This window comes from Flexivirga alba (genome assembly GCF_042661025.1).
GTDB classification, from domain to species: domain Bacteria; phylum Actinomycetota; class Actinomycetes; order Actinomycetales; family Dermatophilaceae; genus Flexivirga; species Flexivirga alba.
On the sequence record NZ_JBHSWH010000001.1, the window covers coordinates 4,080,195 to 4,097,425 of the forward strand.

Here is a 17,231-nt window from a genome sequence, read left to right on the forward strand (position 1 = left end):
GACACCCCGAGAACGACATCGCAGTCGCGCAACCCGCGACAGCCGCATGAGAGGAGCCACTCATGGCGCGCGAGGACGCAGGACCAATCCTCAACGGCATTCCCAGCCAGCTGCCTGACATCGACCCCGAGGAGACCCAGGAGTGGTTGGACTCCCTGGACGGGATCATCGCCGAGGGCGGCCAGACCCGCGCTCGTTACATCATGCTCAAGCTGCTGGAGCGATCCCGCGAGCGGCAGATCGGTGTGCCGTCACTGACCGCGACCGACTACATCAACACCATCAGCCCGGAAGCCGAGCCCTGGTTCCCCGGTGATGAAGAGGTCGAGCGTCGCTACCGCGCCTGGATGCGGTGGAACGCCGCGATGATGGTGCACCGCGCGCAGCGCCCCGGTGTCGGCGTCGGCGGCCACATCTCGACATACGCCTCGGCCGCCACTCTCTACGAAGTCGGCTTCAACCACTTCTTCCGCGGCAAGGACCACCCCGGCGGCGGCGACCAGGTGTTCATCCAGGGCCACGCCTCCCCGGCATCTACTCGCGCGCCTTCCTCGAGGGCCGCCTGTCGGAGGACCAGCTCGACGGCTTCCGCCAGGAGCACTCGCACATCGTGCAGGGCCAGCGGATGGGCCTGCCGTCATACCCTCACCCCCGGAACATGCCCGACTTCTGGGAGTTCCCGACGGTGTCGATGGGCATCGGCCCGATGAACGCGATCCACCAGGCGCAGTTCAACAAGTACCTGCAGGGCCGCGGGATGAAAGACACCAGCCAGCAACATGTCTGGGCCTTCCTCGGCGACGGTGAGATGGACGAGCCGGAGTCGCGTGGCCTGCTGCAGCTGGCCGCGAACGAGGAGCTGGACAACCTCACCTTCGTCATCAACTGCAACCTGCAGCGGCTCGACGGCCCGGTGCGCGGCAACGGCAAGATCATCCAGGAGCTGGAGAGCTTCTTCCGCGGCGCCGGCTGGAATGTCATCAAGTGCATCTGGGGTCGTGGCTGGGACCCGCTGCTGGCGGCCGACCGCGATGGTGCCCTGGTCAACGTCATGAACACCACGCCGGACGGTGACTACCAGACGTTCCGCGCCAACGACGGAGCCTACGTACGCGAGCACTTCTTCGGTCGCGACCCGCGCACGCGGGCACTGGTCAAGGACTGGTCGGACGAGGACATCTGGTGGAAGCTCAAGCGCGGCGGTCACGACTACCGCAAGGTGTATGCCGCCTACCGCGCCGCCGTCGAGCACAACGGCCAGCCGACGGTGATCCTGGCCAAGACCATCAAGGGCTACAGCCTCGGCTCGCACTTCGCCGGTCGCAACGCGACCCACCAGATGAAGAAGCTCACGCTGGAGGACCTCAAGGGCTTTCGTGACTCGCTGCAGATCCCGATCAGCGACGCGCAGCTGGAGGACAACCCCTACCTGCCGCCGTACTACCACCCCGGCGAGGACGACCCGGCCATCCAGTACCTCCGCGAGCGTCGCAGCAAGCTCGGTGGCGCGGTGCCGGACCGTCGGCATACCTCCAGCGCGCTGAAACTGCCTGAGGAAAAGGCGTATTCGGCTGCCAAGAAGGGTTCCGGCAAGCAGGAGATCGCCACCACGATGGCCTTCGTCCGCATCCTGAAGGACCTGATGCGCGACAAGGAGTTCGGCAAGCACGTCGTGCCGATCATCCCGGACGAGGCACGCACGTTCGGGATGGACTCGTTCTTCCCGACGTCCAAGATCTACAACCCACACGGGCAGCACTACACCTCGGTCGACGCCGAGTTGATGCTCGCCTACAAGGAAGCGACCAACGGGCAGATCCTGCACCTGGGCATCAACGAGTCGGGTTCGGTCGCCGCGTTCACCGCGGCCGGCACGTCATACGCCACACACGGCATCCCGATGGTGCCGATCTACATCTTCTACTCGATGTTCGGGTTCCAGCGCACCGGCGACTTCATCTGGGCGGCTGCCGACCAGATGACGCGCGGGTTCCTGGTCGGCGCGACCGCCGGACGGACCACGCTGACCGGCGAGGGCCTCCAGCACGCCGACGGCCACTCGCACCTGCTCGCTGCGACGAATCCCGCTGTGGTTGCTTACGATCCGGCATACGGCTACGAGGTCGCGCACATCGTGCAGGACGGTCTGCGGCGGATGTTCGGTGACAATGCCGAGAACGTCTTCTACTACCTGACGGTCTACAACGAGCCGATGCAGCAGCCGGCCGAACCGGAGAACGTCGATGTCGACGGGATCCTGCGCGGCATGTACCTCCTCGCCGAAGGTGCGACCGACGGTGCGCCCACTGACGCGCCGCGTGCGCAGCTGTTGGCCTCCGGTGTCGGCGTGCCGTGGGCGCTCGAGGCACAGCAGTTGTTGCGCGACGACTGGGGCGTGGTGGCCGACGTGTGGTCGGTGACCTCCTGGAACGAGTTGCGTCGTGACGGTGAGGAGTCCGACAAGCTGCGGTTCCTGCACCCTGAGGCCGAGCAGCGGACGCCGTTCGTGTCCCAGCAGTTGCAGGGCCGTCCTGGCCCGGTGCTGGCCGTGTCCGACTGGATGCGCTCGGTCCAGGAGCAGATCCGCCCGTGGGTTCCAGGTGACTACGTCGCCCTCGGTGCCGACGGCTTCGGCTTCAGCGACACCCGCGCCGCGGCACGCCGCGTCTTCCACATCGACGGCCCGTCACTCGTCGTGCGCACGCTGCAGGAGCTGGCCTCCCGTGGCGAGCTCGACGCCCAGGTCGCGATCGACGCAGCCGCGAAATACGACCTGCTCAACCCGCAGGCCGGCACCAGCGGCAACGCGGGCGGCGACGCCTGACCTGTCGCAGGGAGGTTGCGACTCGCAACGCCGACGCAGAATAAGCCTCATTGAGGGCCTCGCAGCGATTCGTCGTTGCGAGGCCCTCGTGAGTTTCGGCCTACTCTTGGCACATGTCCACAACCACCGGGCAGCGTCTTGAGCAAAGCGCCGACCTGCTGTCCACAGCGGCGATCGCTCGGCTGGAGAGCAGCTACGAGTGGTACCGCCGGCTGACCGCCGACGAGCGCTCCTGGGTCGGCCTGGTCGCACAAGCGGGTATCCACGCGTTCATCACCTGGTACCGCGATCCGAAGACCAATCCGCCGATGCCGATCGACGTCTTCGCGGCGGCACCCCGTGAGTTGACCCGCAGCGTCGCCTTGCAACAGACCTTGCAGATGGTCCGCACCGCGATCGATGTGGTCGAGGAGCAGGTGCCGCAACTTGCGGCGGTCGGCGACGAGCACCAATTGCGCGAAGCGGTGCTGACCTATTCACGCGAGATCGCTTTCGCCGCGGCTCATGTCTACGCCCAAGCGGCCGAGTCTCGTGGTGCGTGGGACGCCCGCCTCGAGGCGCTCGTGGTCGATGCCGTGCTGCGCGCCGAGCCGGACGACGTCCTCAGCTCACGGGTGGCCGCCCTCGGCTGGGACGAGGTCCGGGGCGTGATCGTGATCGCCGGCGCGGCCCCGCCCGGGCCAGGCACCGAAGCGCTGGATGCACTGCGCCGCAACGCAACTCACGAGGGACTCGTCGCGCTCGGCTCCGTGCAACGCAACCTGTTGATCGCCATCCTGGGCGGCGTCGAGGACGGGCTGACCGTGGCGGCCGGCTTCCAGCACCTGTGGGGCGAGGGTGCAGTGGTCGTCGGCCCGCTGGTCCCCCACCTCTATGCCGCGGGACGCAGCGCCCGCGCGGCACTGTCCGGCTTCGCCTCAGCGCCGGCCTGGCCGCGGGCGCCCCGTCCGTGCCCGGCGAGCGAGTTGCTGCCCGAGCGGGCGCTGACCGGTGACACGCGCGCGCGACGAGCCCTTGTCGACAAGGTCACCCGGCCGCTTCGCGACCGCCCGGGTTTGCGCGACACCGTCCCGGCATACCTCGACCAGGGCAGCCTCGAGGCGACGGCGCGTGAGCTCTTCGTGCACCCCAACACCGTGCGCTACCGGCTGGGCCGCATTGCCGAGCTGACCGGTTACGACCTGACCGACACACGCGACGCGTTCACTGTGCGGCTCGCCCTGGCGCTCTCGCGGGTATGACGTCGGAGTGCCACCCTGGATCACGACTTGTAGGTTTCCTCCAAAGTCCGTCGCTAAGCTTCGTCGGATTCGGTGACGACATTTCAGCGTTTGATCCGTCAGAGTAGGGATGTGTTAGCGATCGTCTGCCCTGGACAGGGCTCCCAGGCTCCCGGATTCCTGCAGCCCTGGACCGAAGTGCCCGGGTTTTCCGACCACCTGCAAGAGCTCTCGGAGGTCGCCGACACCGATCTCGTCGCGCACGGCACGACGTCGGATGCCGAGACGATCAAGGACACCGCCGTCGCGCAGCCGCTGATCGTGGCGGCCGGGCTCGCCACCTTGCGGGTGCTGCTCGACGGCACTCCCCTCGCCGATCGGGTCGGCGTTCTCGCCGGGCACTCGGTCGGTGAAATCACCGCTGCTTCCGCTGCGGGCACCCTGAGCGAAAGCGAAGCGATGAGCTTCGTCCGCGAGCGCGGACGCGGTATGGCGCGCGCCGCCGCCGTCACTCCCACCGGCATGGCCGCGGTGCTCGGCGGCGTCGAGGAGGACGTCCTGGCCGCGCTGGAGTCGCACGGCCTGACTCCGGCAAACCGCAATGGCGCCGGCCAGATCGTTGCGGCCGGCACCCTGGAGCAACTGGCCGCTCTGCAGGAGACGCCGCCGGCGAAGGCTCGCGTCGTACCTCTTCAGGTTGCGGGTGCCTTCCATACCGAGCACATGGCACCCGCCGTGGAAGCGCTGCGTGCGCACGCAGCGGGTCTCACCACCCACGACCCGCAGGTGACCCTGCTGTCCAACAAGGACGGCGGCCCCGTCGCCGACGGCGCGGAAGTGCTGGACCGGTTGGTGGCGCAGGTCGCCGGCCCGGTCCGCTGGGACACGACCATGACCACGATGCTCGGCATGGGGGTCACCGGACTGATCGAGCTCTGCCCGGCAGGCACGCTCGTCGGTCTGGCCAAGCGCGGCATGCGCGGTGTCGCGAGCGTGGCCGTCAAGACACCCGACGACCTCGACGAGGCGCGAGAGCTGATCCGCGAGCACGCGGGCATTCCCGAGACCACCGACCCCACCGGCACGTCAACAGGGAGCTGATCAATGACCGTCCAACCCAAGAACACCGGCAGCATCACCACCACCGAAGGCGGCCGCTTCTCGCGCATTCTCGGCGTCGGTGGCTACCGCCCCGAGCGCGTGGTCACCAACGAGGAGGTCTGCACCTGGATCGACTCCTCCGATCAGTGGATCCAGGAGCGGTCCGGCATCAAGACCCGCCGCTTCGCTCGCGAGGACGAGTCAGTCGTCGACATGTCCGAGCAGGCCGCGCTGCCCGCGCTCGAAATGGCCGGCATCAAGGCCGACCAGGTCGACGCAATCATCGTTGCGACGATCAGCCACCCTTTCCAAACCCCAGCAGCCGCACCGCTGCTCGCCACTCGGCTGGGCACGGGAAACGTCCCCGCCTTCGACATCTCCGCGGCGTGCGCGGGCTATTGCTACGCCATCTCCGTGGCCAGCGACATGGTGCGGGCCGGTAGCGCCGACAACGTCCTGGTCATCGGTGTCGAGAAACTCTCCCAGTGGACCTATCGCCACGACCGTGGCACGTCGTTCATCCTCGCCGACGGTGCCGGCGCCGCAGTCGTCGGACCCTCCGATGTCGCACGCATCGGTCCGACCGTCTGGGGTTCCGAGGGCGACAAGTGGTCGACCATCCAGCAGCGTGTCGGCTGGGACGAGATCCGGCGCATCTGGGAGCACGTCGAGGCCACCGGTGAGGAGCCCGACTACAGCAAGTTCGAGGTCGCGAACATCGCCGAAGCATCCACCATGCAGATGGCCGGCCAGTCCGTCTTCCGCTGGGCGGTCTGGGGTATGGCGCCGATCGCGCAGCAGGCGCTCGATCGGGCCGGCATCACCGCCGACGACCTCGACGCGTTCATCCCGCACCAGGCCAACATGCGGATCATCGACGCGATGATCAAGCAGCTGAAACTGCCCGCCGACATACCCGTCGCACGTGACATCGCCGAGACAGGCAACACCTCCGCAGCGTCCATCCCGCTGGCCACCGAACGCATGCTGCGCGAGGGCGAGGTGCCCCACGGCGGCCTCGCACTCGAGATCGGTTTCGGCGCCGGACTCGTCTACGCCGCACAGGTCGTCGAACTCCCTTAGGCTCAACGAAGAACCCCCGTGACCCGGCGGGCAATCCGGGTCAGCCCGAAGGTGAAAACCCACCGTCAGCATCGTAATAAGGAGCAGAACATGGCGCAGAGCGAGCAGGAGATCCTGCAGGGTCTTGCCGACATCGTGAACGAAGAGACCGGTGTCGACGCCGCCGACGTGCAGCTGGACAAGTCGTTCACCGAGGACCTCGACATCGACTCGCTGTCCATGATGACGATTGTCGTCAACGCCGAGGAGAAGTTCGGCGTGCGCATCCCCGACGACGACGTCAAGAACCTGGCGACCGTCGGCGATGCCGTCAAGTACATCCAGAACGCCCAGGCCTAAGGTCTGAGGACCCGCGGCAGCGGCTGCACTGCGGTGCGGCCGCTGCCCGTCATACCTTCTCCACCTCGTCAAGGAGCCAGAACTTCATGACCGCAGACAAGCGCGTCGTCATCACCGGGCTCGGCGCCACCACGCCGGTCGGTGGCACGGCACCGGCGACCTGGGAAGCTCTGCTTGCCGGCGAGTCCGGCGCCAAGCCGCTTCCACAGGAGTGGCTGGACCGTTACGAACTCCCCGTCACCTTCGCCGCGAGCCTCAAGCAGGACCCCAGCGAAGTCCTCGCCAAGGTCGAGATCCGCCGGGCCGACCCGTTCGCCCAGTACGCCATGATCGCCTGCCGAGAGGCATGGCAGGACGCCGGCGCACCAGAGGTCGAGCCGGAGCGCCTGCTCGCGGCGATCGGCACCGGCATCGGCGGCGTCCACACGCTGCTCGCGCAGTACGACGTCCTCAAGGAAAAGGGGCCGCGCCGGGTCTACCCGCTGACCGTGCCGATGCTGATGCCCAACGCGGCTTCCGGCAACATCTCCCTCGAATTCAAGGCTCGCGCCGGCGCACACACGGCCGTCTCGGCCTGCGCTTCGGGTGCCGAGTCAATGGGTATGGCGGCCAACATGATCCGCGAGGGCCGCGCAGATGTCGCCATCGCCGGCGGCACCGAGGCCGCGATCCACCCGCTTCCGATCGCCGGTTTCGCCGCGGCCCATGCGCTGTCCAGGCGCAACGACGACCCGCAGGGCGCGTCCCGGCCGTGGGCAGTGGACCGCGACGGGTTCCTCCTCGGCGAGGGCGCCGGGGTGGTCATCCTGGAGTCCTACGAGCACGCCAAGGCCCGCGGCGCGAAGATCTACGCCGAGTTCGCCGGCCTCGGTATGTCGGCCGACGCCTACCACATCACCGCGGGCGACCCGGAGGGGATCGGCCAGGCACGGGCGATGAACGAAGCGATCGACGCTGCCGGTCTACAACCGTCCGACGTAGTCCACGTCAACGCGCACGCGACCTCGACACCGATCGGGGATGCGGCCGAAATCGTCTCTCTCAAGCGCGCTTTCGGCAGTGCGATCGACGGCGTCTGCCTGACCGGCACGAAGTCGATGACCGGCCACCTGCTGGGTGCTGCCGGAGCGATCGAGGCGGTCATCCTCGCGCAGACCCTCTACCACCGCATCGTTCCGCGGACGATCAACGTCACCGAGGTCGACCCGGCGATCGACCTCGACCTGGTGATCGACGGCAACCGCAAGCTGCCGGACGGCGACCTCGCCGCCATGAGCAACGCCTTCGGTTTCGGCGGGCACAACATCGCGCTCACGATGAAGTCGGTCTAACCGGATCCGCGCGTCGAACGGCGGCACCGCATGTCCCAAAGGGCTTGCGGGGCCGCCGTTTTCGTTGCGACTACGAGACGCGGTGCAGCCAGCGGACCGACGCGCCCTCGCCGGCGTAGCGGAACGGCTCGAGCTCCTGATCCCACGCAGTGCCGAGCAGCTCCGCCATCTCGTGGCGGAACAGCTCCGGGTCACCCTTGCTGGCAGCCAGTGACGCGCGCAGCCGGTCCTCACCGACGACCGCGTCCCCCGACGCAGCGGTCCAGGTGTGGTGTATGCCGAGCGACGGCGTGTGCGACCAGCGCGATCCGTCGCAGCCGGGGCTGGGTTCTTCGGTGACCTCGTAGCGCACGTCCACCCACCCGCGCAGGGTGCTGGCGAGTTTGGCGCCCGTGCCGGGCTCACCCATCCAGGACAGTTCGGTGCGCACTGTCCCGGACTCGACGGGTTGTTTGATCCACTCAATGGGTGCGGCGGCGCCGAGCACGCTCTCGAGTGCCCACCCGATGTGTGGGCACAGCGCGGCTGGGGTGGAGTGAACGAACACCACCCCACGGGTCACGGCACGCGGGTTCGCGGCAGACATCCGGGCCTCCTGACAATGTGCGAGGGACGTCTTCCCCAACGACCTCGCGAGCAGCGGTCCGGCGTTCGTGCCGTGTGTGTGCCATCTGTGGTTGTGACGGACATTCTGCCTCATCCGTCACAAGAGCACCAGTCGGACCTCAGTTCGCCGAGTCCGGGACGGTCGGGCTCGCGGCATACGCCTGGGTGGGCGTCATGGCCCGTCCGCCCACGGTGACCGTGGCGGCGGTGCCGACCTGTGCGCACCCCGTCGCGGCGGTGACGGTCGTCGCGTGAATGTCGCCGGTCGCCGCTGAGCTCGTACTCGAGCCGGTGGGTGTGGTGCCGCGCGACGTGGCCGCCGACGAAACACCGGACGACGCCGTCGCGGTCGACCGCGCAGTCGCTGTGCCTCCGGAACCCGCTGGCTTCGTCAGGCTCGTGTCGTCGGCGATCTTGGTGAACAGGGCCTGGGCGTTCGAGGCCGGTATGACGGTGTTGGGGTTCGCCGGGTCCGCGACCGTCGGCATCGTGACGAACGTCGTGCGTGAACCGGGCACCTGGCCGAGCTGGTAGGCCAGCGACGTCAATGAATTCACGCTGCCCAACCCGGTGTCGACAGTGACCGCCGAGGTCGCGGCGTCGGCCAGCTTGACCACCTTGACCGGATTCGCGAGGGTCGATGCGCTCTTCATCTCGCGCAGCATGGACGACAGGAAGATGTGCTGGGCGACCGTGCGCCCGATGTCGCCGCCGTCACCGAATCCGTGTCGGGTCCGCAGGAACTCCAGCGCCGCCTTGCCCTGCAAGGTGTGCGTCCCCTTCGCCAGCTTCAGGTGCGAATACGGGTCGTACACATTGTTGTTCACACATACGGGCACCCCTCCGATGGCGTCGGACATCTTGACCACGCCTGCGAAGTCGATCACCAGGAAGTGGTCGATCGGGACTCCGGTCAGCTGGTGGACAGCGGCGCTCGTGCAGTCGGCGCCGTACTGCAACGTGCTGTTGATCCGGTCGGTGTGTGGGGTCTCGGCGGCTCCCGTCGCCGCGTCCTTGCACGCCGGGACGGTGATCATCGTGTCGCGCGGGATGCTCATCACCGTGGCGTTGCTGCGGTCCGCAGAGATGTGCACGACCATCAGGACATCGCCGTTCGCGGACGCGGACGTCGCCTTGGTCGACGTGGCCGAGGACGCGGAGCAATCGCCACCGATGGCACAGTCCGCGCTGCTCGAGCGAGTGTCCGAACCGATCACCAACAGGTTTATCGGTGTGTGCCCGGAGGCGTTCGCCTTCTCGTGCCCGCCAGACGTCAATGCTGCGGTGCGCAGATTGCCGTTGAGGTGCAGGTAGAACGCGACTCCACTGCCGACGATCACCAGTAACAGCGCCAACACTCCCGCGCCGATGCGACGACGCACCACAGCGCGTCTGGTCCTGCCCACAGTGCCCATGCCTGGGCACGTTACGTACGTATTCCGGGCGTTCCGGGTGGGTCACCTGTGTGTATGCCGTGCCAAGCGGCGGCGACGCGCCGATCGAACGTCACGATCTGATCGCATCCGTGCACAATCCGGCCGATTGTGGTGCGCGTCACCCGCTGACGGGATATGTTGCCGTGCACAACATATTCAAATCTCCAGCGGCTCGAGTCCGGTCATCGGCTCCAGCGTTGATCGGAAAGGTGGAACACCATGCGCAAAGGTGCGCTCAGCACGGTGTGTGCAATGGCAGGCATCGTCGCTCTGGCCGGCTGCGGAAGCAGCAGCAGCGGCGGCGGGTCCAGCGCCAGTGGCGGTGCCAGCGGTGCGTCGTCTCCGGCCGCGGCGACCAGCAGCGGCGGCAGCAGTAGTTCGGCTGCAGCATCCGGCGGCAAGGTCGACGGCAAGGGCGCCAAGGTCGGCATCATCCTGCCCGACCGGCAGTCGTCCAACCGGTGGATCTCGTCCGACCCGGAAGCACTCAAGGCTCAATGCAAGACGGACAACCTCAGCTGTGACATCCAGAACGCCAACGGTTCCGCGCAGCAGATGACGACCATCGCGACGACGATGATGAACAACGGCGTCAAGGTGCTGGCCCTGGTCAACCTCGACTCCGCCTCTGCAGCGCAGATCGAGAAGACCGCCAAGTCCAAGGGCATCTACACGATCGACTACGACCGGTTGACCCTCGGCGGCTCGGCCAGCCTCTACGTGTCGTTCGACAACGTCAAGGTCGGTCAGCTGCAGGGCCAGACGCTCGCCCAGTGCTCGCAGGTGAAGGGGAAGTCGGCGGTGCAGTATGCCGACCTCAACGGAGCACCGACCGACAACAACGCCACTCTCTTCAAGCAGGGCTATGACAGCGTGCTGAAGGGCGAGAAGGGCTGGACCAAGGTCGCCGACCAGTCGGTGCCCAACTGGGACAACCAGCAGGCCGGCATCATCTTTACCTCGATCCTGCAGAAGAACCCGCACCTCAACGCGGTCATGGTCGCCAACGACGGCATGGCCGGCTCGGTCGTCACTGCGCTGGCGAAGCAGGGGTTGTCCGGCAAGGTCGCGGTCTCCGGTCAGGACGCAACGGTCGAGGGCCTGCAGCGGATCATGGACGGCACCCAGTGCTTCACCATCTACAAGCCGTCCAAGGAAGAGGCGTTCCCGGTGGTCGACGCGGCCGCCGAGCTCGCCAATGGTCAGGCGCCCAAGACGACGCAGAAGATCAAAGACACTCAGACCGGCCGTGAGGTTCCGGCGATCCTCGCGCCGCCGATCGCCATCACGAAGGCCAATGTCGCCGACCCGATCAACTCCGGCTACACCCCGAAGAGCACGACCTGCGCGGGCAAGTACGCCGCGAAGTGCACCGCAGCCGGCGTCAAGTAACAAAGCGTTTCGAGATCGCGCAGGAGGGCCGGGCGGACGCACCGTCCGGCCGGCCCCTCCTGCGCGTCCGGCGCTCAGCCCCAATTTGATTACCCGACTGGGAGATTCATGTCTGATCAGCCGATCCTGCAGTTGCGCGGGGTCAACAAGAGCTTCGGCGCAGTGCACGTGCTGCACGACGTCGACTTCGCGGCATACGCCGGCAAGGTGACCGCGCTCGTCGGTGACAACGGCGCCGGCAAGTCCACCCTCGTCAAGTGCATCGGTGGCACCTACACCATCGACTCCGGCACCTACGAGTACGAAGGCAAACCCGAGCATGTGGCCGCCCCGCGCGACGCGGCCGCGCTCGGCGTCGAGATCGTCTACCAGGACCTCGCTCTCTGCGAGAACCTCGACGTCGTCCAGAACATGTTCCTCGGCCGGGAGCGGATGCGAGGCATCGTGCTGGACGAGGAATCGATGGAGATCGCTGCCTCCGACACCCTGAAGAGCCTGTCGGTGCGGACCCTGAAGTCGGTGCGCCAGCGCGTTTCGAGCCTGTCCGGTGGCCAGCGGCAAACGGTCGCGATCGCCAAGGCGGCCTTGTGGAAGTCAAAGGTCGTGATCCTCGACGAGCCGACCGCAGCCCTTGGCGTTGCGCAGACGGCGCAGGTGCTCGATCTGGTACGTCGGCTGGCCGACCAGGGCACGGCCGTGATCCTCATCTCGCACAACATGCTCGATGTGTTGCAAGTGGCCGACACGATCTCGGTGCTCTACCTCGGGCAGCTCGCCGCGACAGTGAACCGTGCGGACGTCAATCAGACCCAGGTGGTCGAGCTGATCACCACCGGCCGCAGCGGCGAACTAGGCCTGCAACCGACCGCCACGACCTCCGGAGCGACCGCATGACCCCTCACCTGAGCAAGACTGCGACCGGAGCGGAGGTCGACGCGGCTGTCGACGAGAACGCCGCAGTCGCGACGACTTTGCCGACCGGCAACAACATCGGCGCCTATCTGCACAACTACTGGCAGCGGATCCGCGGCGGCGACATGGGCTCGCTGCCGGCTGTCGCGGCGCTGGTCGTGCTGTTCCTGATCTTCTCGTTCATCGAGAGCGGCTTCTTCTCCAAGGCCAACTTCGCCAGCCTGATCACCCAGGCAGCACCGGGCATCCTGCTGGCCATGGGGCTGGTCTTCGTCCTCCTGCTGGCGGAGATCGACCTGTCCGCAGGGACGACCTCCGGTGTGACCGGCGCGGTGGTCGCCGTACTGCTCACCAAAGGCTGGACGTGGCCGTTCGCCGTCCTGGTATCCCTGATCGTCGGCGCAGCGATCGGTCTGCTGATCGGCTGGATGCGCACCTTCCTTCGAGTGCCGTCCTTCGTCTCGACCTTGGCGCTCTTCCTCGGCTTGCAGGGAGTCGTCCAGATCATCGTCAACAGCGCCGGGACGCAGGGCAATGTCTCGCTGAACAGCAATGCCCTGGTGGCGCTGGAGAACAGCAACATGCCGCAGCTGGCCGGCTGGATCATGGCGGTGATCGTCGTCGTCGGGTACGCCGCGCAGAAGTTGCTCGCGGTCAATGCGCGGCGCCGCAAAGACTTGCCGACCGAGCCGATCCTGGTCACCGCAGCCAAGGTAGGCGGCATCGCGGTGCTGGCGATCGTCTTCACCCTCGTGCTGAATCTCAACCGCTCACCCAATGCCGCCGGCGGTACCAAGATCGTCGAGAAGAACGGCCAGCTGGTGACCGAGAAGGTCGCCGGTGCCTACCTCGGCGGCGTGCCGTGGGTGGTGCCGGTGATTTTGGTGCTGGTGGTGGTGCTCGGCTTCGTGTTGAGCCGTACCCGCTACGGGCGGCACATCTACGCGGTCGGCGGCAGCGACGAAGCAGCTCGCCGGGCCGGCATCCGCGTCGACGCGGTCCGGATCTCGGTGTTCGTCATCTGTTCGGTCCTGGCCGGCGTTTCCGGCATCGTGCTCGCATCACAGACCGCGGTCAACGCCTCGCAGGGTGGCGGCAACACGCTGTTGCTGGCCGTCGGTGCTGCCGTCGTGGGTGGCACCAGCCTCTTCGGCGGCAAGGGCAAGATCACCGACGCAGTTATCGGTGGTTGCGTGGTCGCCGTGATCATCAACGGCATGGCGGACCTGCTGCGCGGCGCGAACAACTCCGCGTGGCAGTGGATCGTCACCGGCCTGGTGCTGTTGCTCGCTGCAACGGTCGACGCGGTCTCGCGCCGCCGTGCCGGTGCGTCCGGGCTAGGCTGATGCCGCCGGGCGCTCGGTCCGCCGCGCGCCCCGAGCAGATTCGCCGGCACAATCTGTCGGTCGTGTTGCGCCACGTCCACCTCCACGGGGCCGTGTCCCGACCGGAGCTGGCTCGGAGCACCGGTCTGAACCGCAGCACGATCGGCGCACTGGTGGGAGACCTCGTCGAGCTCGGCATGGTCATTCAGGCCAACCCGACGCGCAGCCGGGACGGGGCCGGGCGACCGCCATACCTGGTGGTCCCCCGGCTCGGCTCGGTGCACGTCATCGCGGTCGACATCGACGTCGCCCGGGTCCAGGTCGCCGCGGTCGGGCTGTCCGGTTCGGTGCTGGGAAAGATCGAATGGCACTTGGTCGGCTGCGACCGCTCGGCGGTGAAGGTCGCCGATCGGGTAGCGGCGGCTGCCCGGGAGCTGACGGCTGCAACCGGCAGCACGCGCGTGGGTGTCGGCGTCAGCCTGCCGGCGATGATCGACAACCCCCGTGGCATCGCGGTCTACGCGCCCAACCTGCAATGGAGCAACGAACCGGTCGGCGACCTGCTACGGGAGCGCCTCGACGATCACGTGGTGGTCGGCAACGACGCGGACCTGGCAGCCCTCGCAGAGCACCGTCGCGGTGTCGCCGCCGGTTTCGCCGACCTCGTTTACGTGCTGGGCCGGGTCGGCGTGGGCGGCGGGGTCATCATCGGCGGCGAGCTACTACGCGGCAGTCGTGGGTATGCCGGGGAGATCGGCCACATGTCCGTCCAGGCGAACGGCCCGGTCTGCCATTGCGGTAACCGTGGCTGCCTCGAGGAGTACGTCGGGGAGGCGGCCATCCTGCGGGCCGCGGGTGCAGCCGGCATTCCGTCGCCGGAACTGGGCACTCTCTTCGATCGAGCGGGCGCCGGCGACGAGGTGGCGGCCGAGGTCGTCGCATCGATCGGGCAATGGCTGGGCCGCGGCCTGTCGAACATCTCGCACGTCCTCAATCCGCAGGCGATCGTCGCCGGTGGTCACCTGGCCGAGGTCCTACGGCTCGCCGAACCGTCCCTCCGGATCGGCCTACAACGCGGCATGGTGACGATCGGACGAGCACCGATCACGTTGCTACAAGGGCGAATTCGCGAAGCACCGCTTGTTGGCGCGGCCGAGCTCGCCTACGAACGGCTACTCGCCGCGCCGGACCTGATGCCGACGCTTGTCCACAGCGGTCCTGCCGAATAGGCGCCGGGCGGTTAGCCTGGAAGTCCAACTCGCGGCATCGGGAGAAGGACAATGTGGATCTTGCACCTCTTCGCAGTGGGAGCGTTCATCACACTGCTGACCAGTGCATTTCGACGTGGCGCAGAGGCGAGGCTGCGCACGATCGCCTGCACGGCGATCATGGTCGCGCTGGCTTTCACCCGGGCCGGCTGGGTCGTTCACGTCGGGATGGCCATCCTGCTCTTGGCGAGCGCAGAGTTCCTCTACCGCCCCTACTACAAGGTGCGCGACGAGGTCCGGACAGTCTTCGGTTGCCTGGCCGGCGTCACGCTCATCGCCGCGCTCACCCACCATTTCCCGTGGGTGCTCTTCCCGCTCGCTGTCGTGTTCGGCATGTGGGCTCTCACCGGCGGGCCTGAACGCAACCGCCGCAAGCACACGCGGTACGTGCAACGCAAAGCCTTCCACGAGGCGGCCGCCAAGGAGTCTTCAATGCGCATCTCTCAGTCCGAATTGGACCGCCTCTTCAATGATCCGCGACTGCCCCAACCGGCTCGGCACAACCTGCACGAGCTGCTGCGCCGCTGCGACGCGCTCCACTTCGAGCTGCGCTCGCACCAGGCGGGCGACAGGTTGATTTTCGAGGTCGAGCAGATCCATCAGGACTTCGCACCGGCCGCCGTCCGCGGATATCTCGCCCTGCCGCCATCGGTTGCGGACACCCAGCCGCTGCAGGACGGTAAAACCGGCGCGGTCCTCTTCGACGAGCAGATCACGATCATGCACGGCGCCGTCGATGACATTGCTGCCGAAGCGCGCACCCATGGCGCGGAGGGCCTGCTGTCCAGCTATCGCTTCCTGCAGGACAAGTTCGGCCACACCGGCGACGAACTCAAACTCTGAACCCCACGAAGTTCTGAGCTCCTGCGTCGCTTCGGCGCGTCAGGTCAGCGTCGGGCCGCCGCCGGGCATGTTGTCGAGCAACTCGTGCGCTTTCATCGCGAACTTGTGCTCGACAAGCACTTCGTACTTCGTCGCGACGACCTGCGTCACCGACTGGAAATCGCGCTTGCCGCCGGTGAGGCTGTAACCGATGGCAGCCCACACCGCGCCGAATACGGCGCCGAAGATGACCGTCGAGATGACGACGCCGAGCACGTTCACGCCGGACTCGAACATCGACAGGATCAACCCGATGAAGGCACCGAACCAGGCTCCGGAGAGCGCACCGCCGGCAATCACCCGGCCCCACGTCAATCGGCCCACGACACGTTCGATCTGTTTCAGCTCTGTGCCGACGATCATGCAGTTCTCGACCGGGAACTCTTTGTCGGAGAGGTAGTCGACGGCGCGCTGTGCATCGGCATACTCGGTGAAAACACCCAGTGACATTGGGTATTCGAGGGTTAGGCCACCTCGGAGGTTGGCTGCCTGGCGACCGAAGCCGCCGGTCATTGGACTCGACATACGCTCAGCCTATCGACGTGACCGTTGTCGGTGCAGTCCGTCCGGCGCTGACAGCCCGATGACCAGGTCGCGCACGACGTCAGGATCGGCCAGCCGGTCGCCATACGCCTCCCGGACCTGCGCCATCCGATAGCGGACGGTCTGCGGGTGAACGTGCAACTCCGCGGCAACCGCGTCGCGCCGGCCCTGATGCAGCAACCAGGATCGCAGCGTCTCGGCCAGTCGGGCCGCGGTCGCGGCTGGCAACTCGGCAAGTGGCGCGAGCGCAGCAGCGCGTAGGTCGGCGTGCGCCAGCGGATCGGCGGAGATGACCAGACGGGCGAGGTGATCGTCCGTGTCGACGGGTTCGCGGCGCGCGAACCCGAGGCCATGGGCACGCAGCGCCCGCTTGTATGACGCCTCGGCGTCCAGCCAGGGGCGGACCGGGCCGACATACGCAGGCCGTCCGGCCAGCACCCGGAGCAGGTGCAGGCGCCCCGGGCCGTCGGCATCCGGCACGAGGAGCACGGCGACCGGGGGCTCGCGGTCCGCCTCGTCCTCCGCACGCAGACAACCCGAACCGAGTTGGGCGATGACGGCGCTGACCCGCTCGCTCGGCAGGATCACCGCGGTCAACGATTCCGGAGGCGCCCACTCGGCACCTTCGGCGAGATTGCGCACGGTGGCCTCGTCGCGGCCTTCGAGGAGCGCACCCGCCAGCCGTTCGCGACGTCGCTCGCGGACGCGTCCCTCGACGGCAAGTTCCTCCGCGTGGCCGGCGACGCTCGCGGCGGACAGGCTGTCGATATAGGCGAAGACCAACTCGGCGAAACGCGCGAGGGTGCGCGCGTCGAGGCCCGCCGCGACGGCCGCCGCCGACATGTCCTGCCAGGCGACCCGGGCACCGACCCGGTATGCCGCCAGCAGCGCGTCCATCGAGCGTCCGCTGCGGGCCTCGCCGCGTCCGAGGAATAGGCGCCGTGCACAGAGGCCTGCATCGGCGTGCCC

At 67.4% G+C, this 17,231-nt stretch carries 14 protein-coding genes and 1 pseudogene; 11 read left to right on the top strand and 4 right to left on the bottom strand.

Going from position 1 to position 17,231, the window contains the following annotated elements:
- Positions 1-62 precede the first annotated feature (62 nt).
- The 6 genes and pseudogenes from aceE (at position 63) to fabF (ending at position 7,898) form a co-directional block, all read left to right on the top strand.
- Positions 63-2,824 (top strand): annotated as a pseudogene (aceE, locus tag ACFQDH_RS20250) (pyruvate dehydrogenase (acetyl-transferring), homodimeric type).
- Positions 2,825-2,937: 113 nt separating this feature from the next.
- Positions 2,938-4,065: a PucR family transcriptional regulator gene (locus ACFQDH_RS20255; RefSeq protein ID WP_382404176.1), complete on the top strand. Its 1,128-nt coding sequence runs from the start codon at positions 2,938-2,940 to the stop codon at positions 4,063-4,065.
- 111 nt (positions 4,066-4,176) lie between these two features.
- Positions 4,177-5,145 (top strand): ACP S-malonyltransferase, encoded by a 969-nt coding sequence (locus ACFQDH_RS20260; RefSeq protein WP_382404177.1) that lies wholly within the window; start codon positions 4,177-4,179, stop codon positions 5,143-5,145.
- A gap of 3 nt (positions 5,146-5,148) precedes the next feature.
- Positions 5,149-6,228, top strand: coding sequence for a beta-ketoacyl-ACP synthase III (locus ACFQDH_RS20265; RefSeq protein ID WP_382404178.1), 1,080 nt, complete (start codon positions 5,149-5,151; stop codon positions 6,226-6,228).
- Positions 6,229-6,318: 90 nt separating this feature from the next.
- On the top strand, positions 6,319-6,567 hold the full coding sequence (locus ACFQDH_RS20270; RefSeq protein ID WP_382404179.1) for an acyl carrier protein: 249 nt from the start codon (positions 6,319-6,321) through the stop codon (positions 6,565-6,567).
- Between the two features lie 86 nt (positions 6,568-6,653).
- Positions 6,654-7,898, top strand: a complete 1,245-nt coding sequence (gene fabF / locus ACFQDH_RS20275) for a beta-ketoacyl-ACP synthase II (protein ID WP_382404180.1) — start codon at positions 6,654-6,656, stop codon at positions 7,896-7,898.
- A 70-nt stretch (positions 7,899-7,968) separates the two neighbouring features.
- Here the strand turns inward: fabF and ACFQDH_RS20280 are convergent, their stop codons facing one another.
- Complete coding sequence (locus tag ACFQDH_RS20280) at positions 7,969-8,484, bottom strand: DUF3145 domain-containing protein (protein WP_382404181.1); 516 nt, start codon at positions 8,482-8,484, stop codon at positions 7,969-7,971.
- Between the two features lie 139 nt (positions 8,485-8,623).
- On the bottom strand, positions 8,624-9,919 hold the full coding sequence (locus ACFQDH_RS20285) for an LCP family protein (RefSeq protein ID WP_382404182.1): 1,296 nt from the start codon (positions 9,917-9,919) through the stop codon (positions 8,624-8,626).
- A 240-nt stretch (positions 9,920-10,159) separates the two neighbouring features.
- On the opposite strand from ACFQDH_RS20285, the gene ACFQDH_RS20290 reads away from it, so the two are divergent.
- From ACFQDH_RS20290 to ACFQDH_RS20310, 5 genes are all read left to right on the top strand, one after another.
- On the top strand, positions 10,160-11,332 hold the full coding sequence (locus ACFQDH_RS20290; protein ID WP_382404183.1) for a sugar ABC transporter substrate-binding protein: 1,173 nt from the start codon (positions 10,160-10,162) through the stop codon (positions 11,330-11,332).
- A gap of 108 nt (positions 11,333-11,440) precedes the next feature.
- Entirely contained in the window at positions 11,441-12,226 is a 786-nt protein-coding gene (locus ACFQDH_RS20295; protein WP_382404184.1) for an ATP-binding cassette domain-containing protein, read from the top strand.
- Positions 12,223-13,590 carry a sugar ABC transporter permease gene (locus tag ACFQDH_RS20300; RefSeq protein WP_382404185.1) on the top strand — a complete coding sequence of 456 codons (1,368 nt, stop codon included), beginning with the start codon at positions 12,223-12,225 and terminating at the stop codon, positions 13,588-13,590. The genes ACFQDH_RS20295 and ACFQDH_RS20300 overlap by 4 nt, the downstream gene beginning before the upstream one ends.
- Positions 13,590-14,798 carry an ROK family transcriptional regulator gene (locus tag ACFQDH_RS20305; protein WP_382404186.1) on the top strand — a complete coding sequence of 403 codons (1,209 nt, stop codon included), beginning with the start codon at positions 13,590-13,592 and terminating at the stop codon, positions 14,796-14,798. Before ACFQDH_RS20300 ends, ACFQDH_RS20305 begins: the two co-directional genes overlap by 1 nt.
- Before the next feature lie 51 nt (positions 14,799-14,849).
- Positions 14,850-15,680 (top strand): hypothetical protein, encoded by an 831-nt coding sequence (locus ACFQDH_RS20310; RefSeq protein ID WP_382404187.1) that lies wholly within the window; start codon positions 14,850-14,852, stop codon positions 15,678-15,680.
- Between the two features lie 39 nt (positions 15,681-15,719).
- Here ACFQDH_RS20310 and ACFQDH_RS20315 read toward each other — a convergent pair whose 3' ends face one another.
- Both ACFQDH_RS20315 and ACFQDH_RS20320 read right to left on the bottom strand, forming a co-directional pair.
- Positions 15,720-16,244: a YflT domain-containing protein gene (locus ACFQDH_RS20315; protein ID WP_382404188.1), complete on the bottom strand. Its 525-nt coding sequence runs from the start codon at positions 16,242-16,244 to the stop codon at positions 15,720-15,722.
- A gap of 9 nt (positions 16,245-16,253) precedes the next feature.
- Entirely contained in the window at positions 16,254-17,159 is a 906-nt protein-coding gene (locus tag ACFQDH_RS20320; RefSeq protein WP_382404189.1) for a helix-turn-helix domain-containing protein, read from the bottom strand.
- Positions 17,160-17,231: the final 72 nt, after the last annotated feature.

Excerpts from the sequence above, each read along its gene's own strand:
- ACFQDH_RS20265 (WP_382404178.1), top strand. The coding sequence starts at position 5,149 with ATGACCGTCCAACCCAAGAACACCGGCAGCATCACCACCACCGAAGGC.
- ACFQDH_RS20280 (WP_382404181.1), bottom strand. The coding sequence starts at position 8,484 with ATGTCTGCCGCGAACCCGCGTGCCGTGACCCGTGGGGTGGTGTTCGTT.
- ACFQDH_RS20295 (WP_382404184.1), top strand. The coding sequence starts at position 11,441 with ATGTCTGATCAGCCGATCCTGCAGTTGCGCGGGGTCAACAAGAGCTTC.
- ACFQDH_RS20315 (WP_382404188.1), bottom strand. The coding sequence starts at position 16,244 with ATGTCGAGTCCAATGACCGGCGGCTTCGGTCGCCAGGCAGCCAACCTC.
- ACFQDH_RS20285 (WP_382404182.1), bottom strand. The coding sequence starts at position 9,919 with ATGGGCACTGTGGGCAGGACCAGACGCGCTGTGGTGCGTCGTCGCATC.
- ACFQDH_RS20320 (WP_382404189.1), bottom strand. The coding sequence starts at position 17,159 with ATGGACGCGCTGCTGGCGGCATACCGGGTCGGTGCCCGGGTCGCCTGG.
- fabF (WP_382404180.1), top strand. The coding sequence starts at position 6,654 with ATGACCGCAGACAAGCGCGTCGTCATCACCGGGCTCGGCGCCACCACG.
- ACFQDH_RS20305 (WP_382404186.1), top strand. The coding sequence starts at position 13,590 with ATGCCGCCGGGCGCTCGGTCCGCCGCGCGCCCCGAGCAGATTCGCCGG.
- ACFQDH_RS20270 (WP_382404179.1), top strand. The coding sequence starts at position 6,319 with ATGGCGCAGAGCGAGCAGGAGATCCTGCAGGGTCTTGCCGACATCGTG.
- ACFQDH_RS20300 (WP_382404185.1), top strand. The coding sequence starts at position 12,223 with ATGACCCCTCACCTGAGCAAGACTGCGACCGGAGCGGAGGTCGACGCG.
- ACFQDH_RS20290 (WP_382404183.1), top strand. The coding sequence starts at position 10,160 with ATGCGCAAAGGTGCGCTCAGCACGGTGTGTGCAATGGCAGGCATCGTC.
- ACFQDH_RS20310 (WP_382404187.1), top strand. The coding sequence starts at position 14,850 with ATGTGGATCTTGCACCTCTTCGCAGTGGGAGCGTTCATCACACTGCTG.
- ACFQDH_RS20255 (WP_382404176.1), top strand. The coding sequence starts at position 2,938 with ATGTCCACAACCACCGGGCAGCGTCTTGAGCAAAGCGCCGACCTGCTG.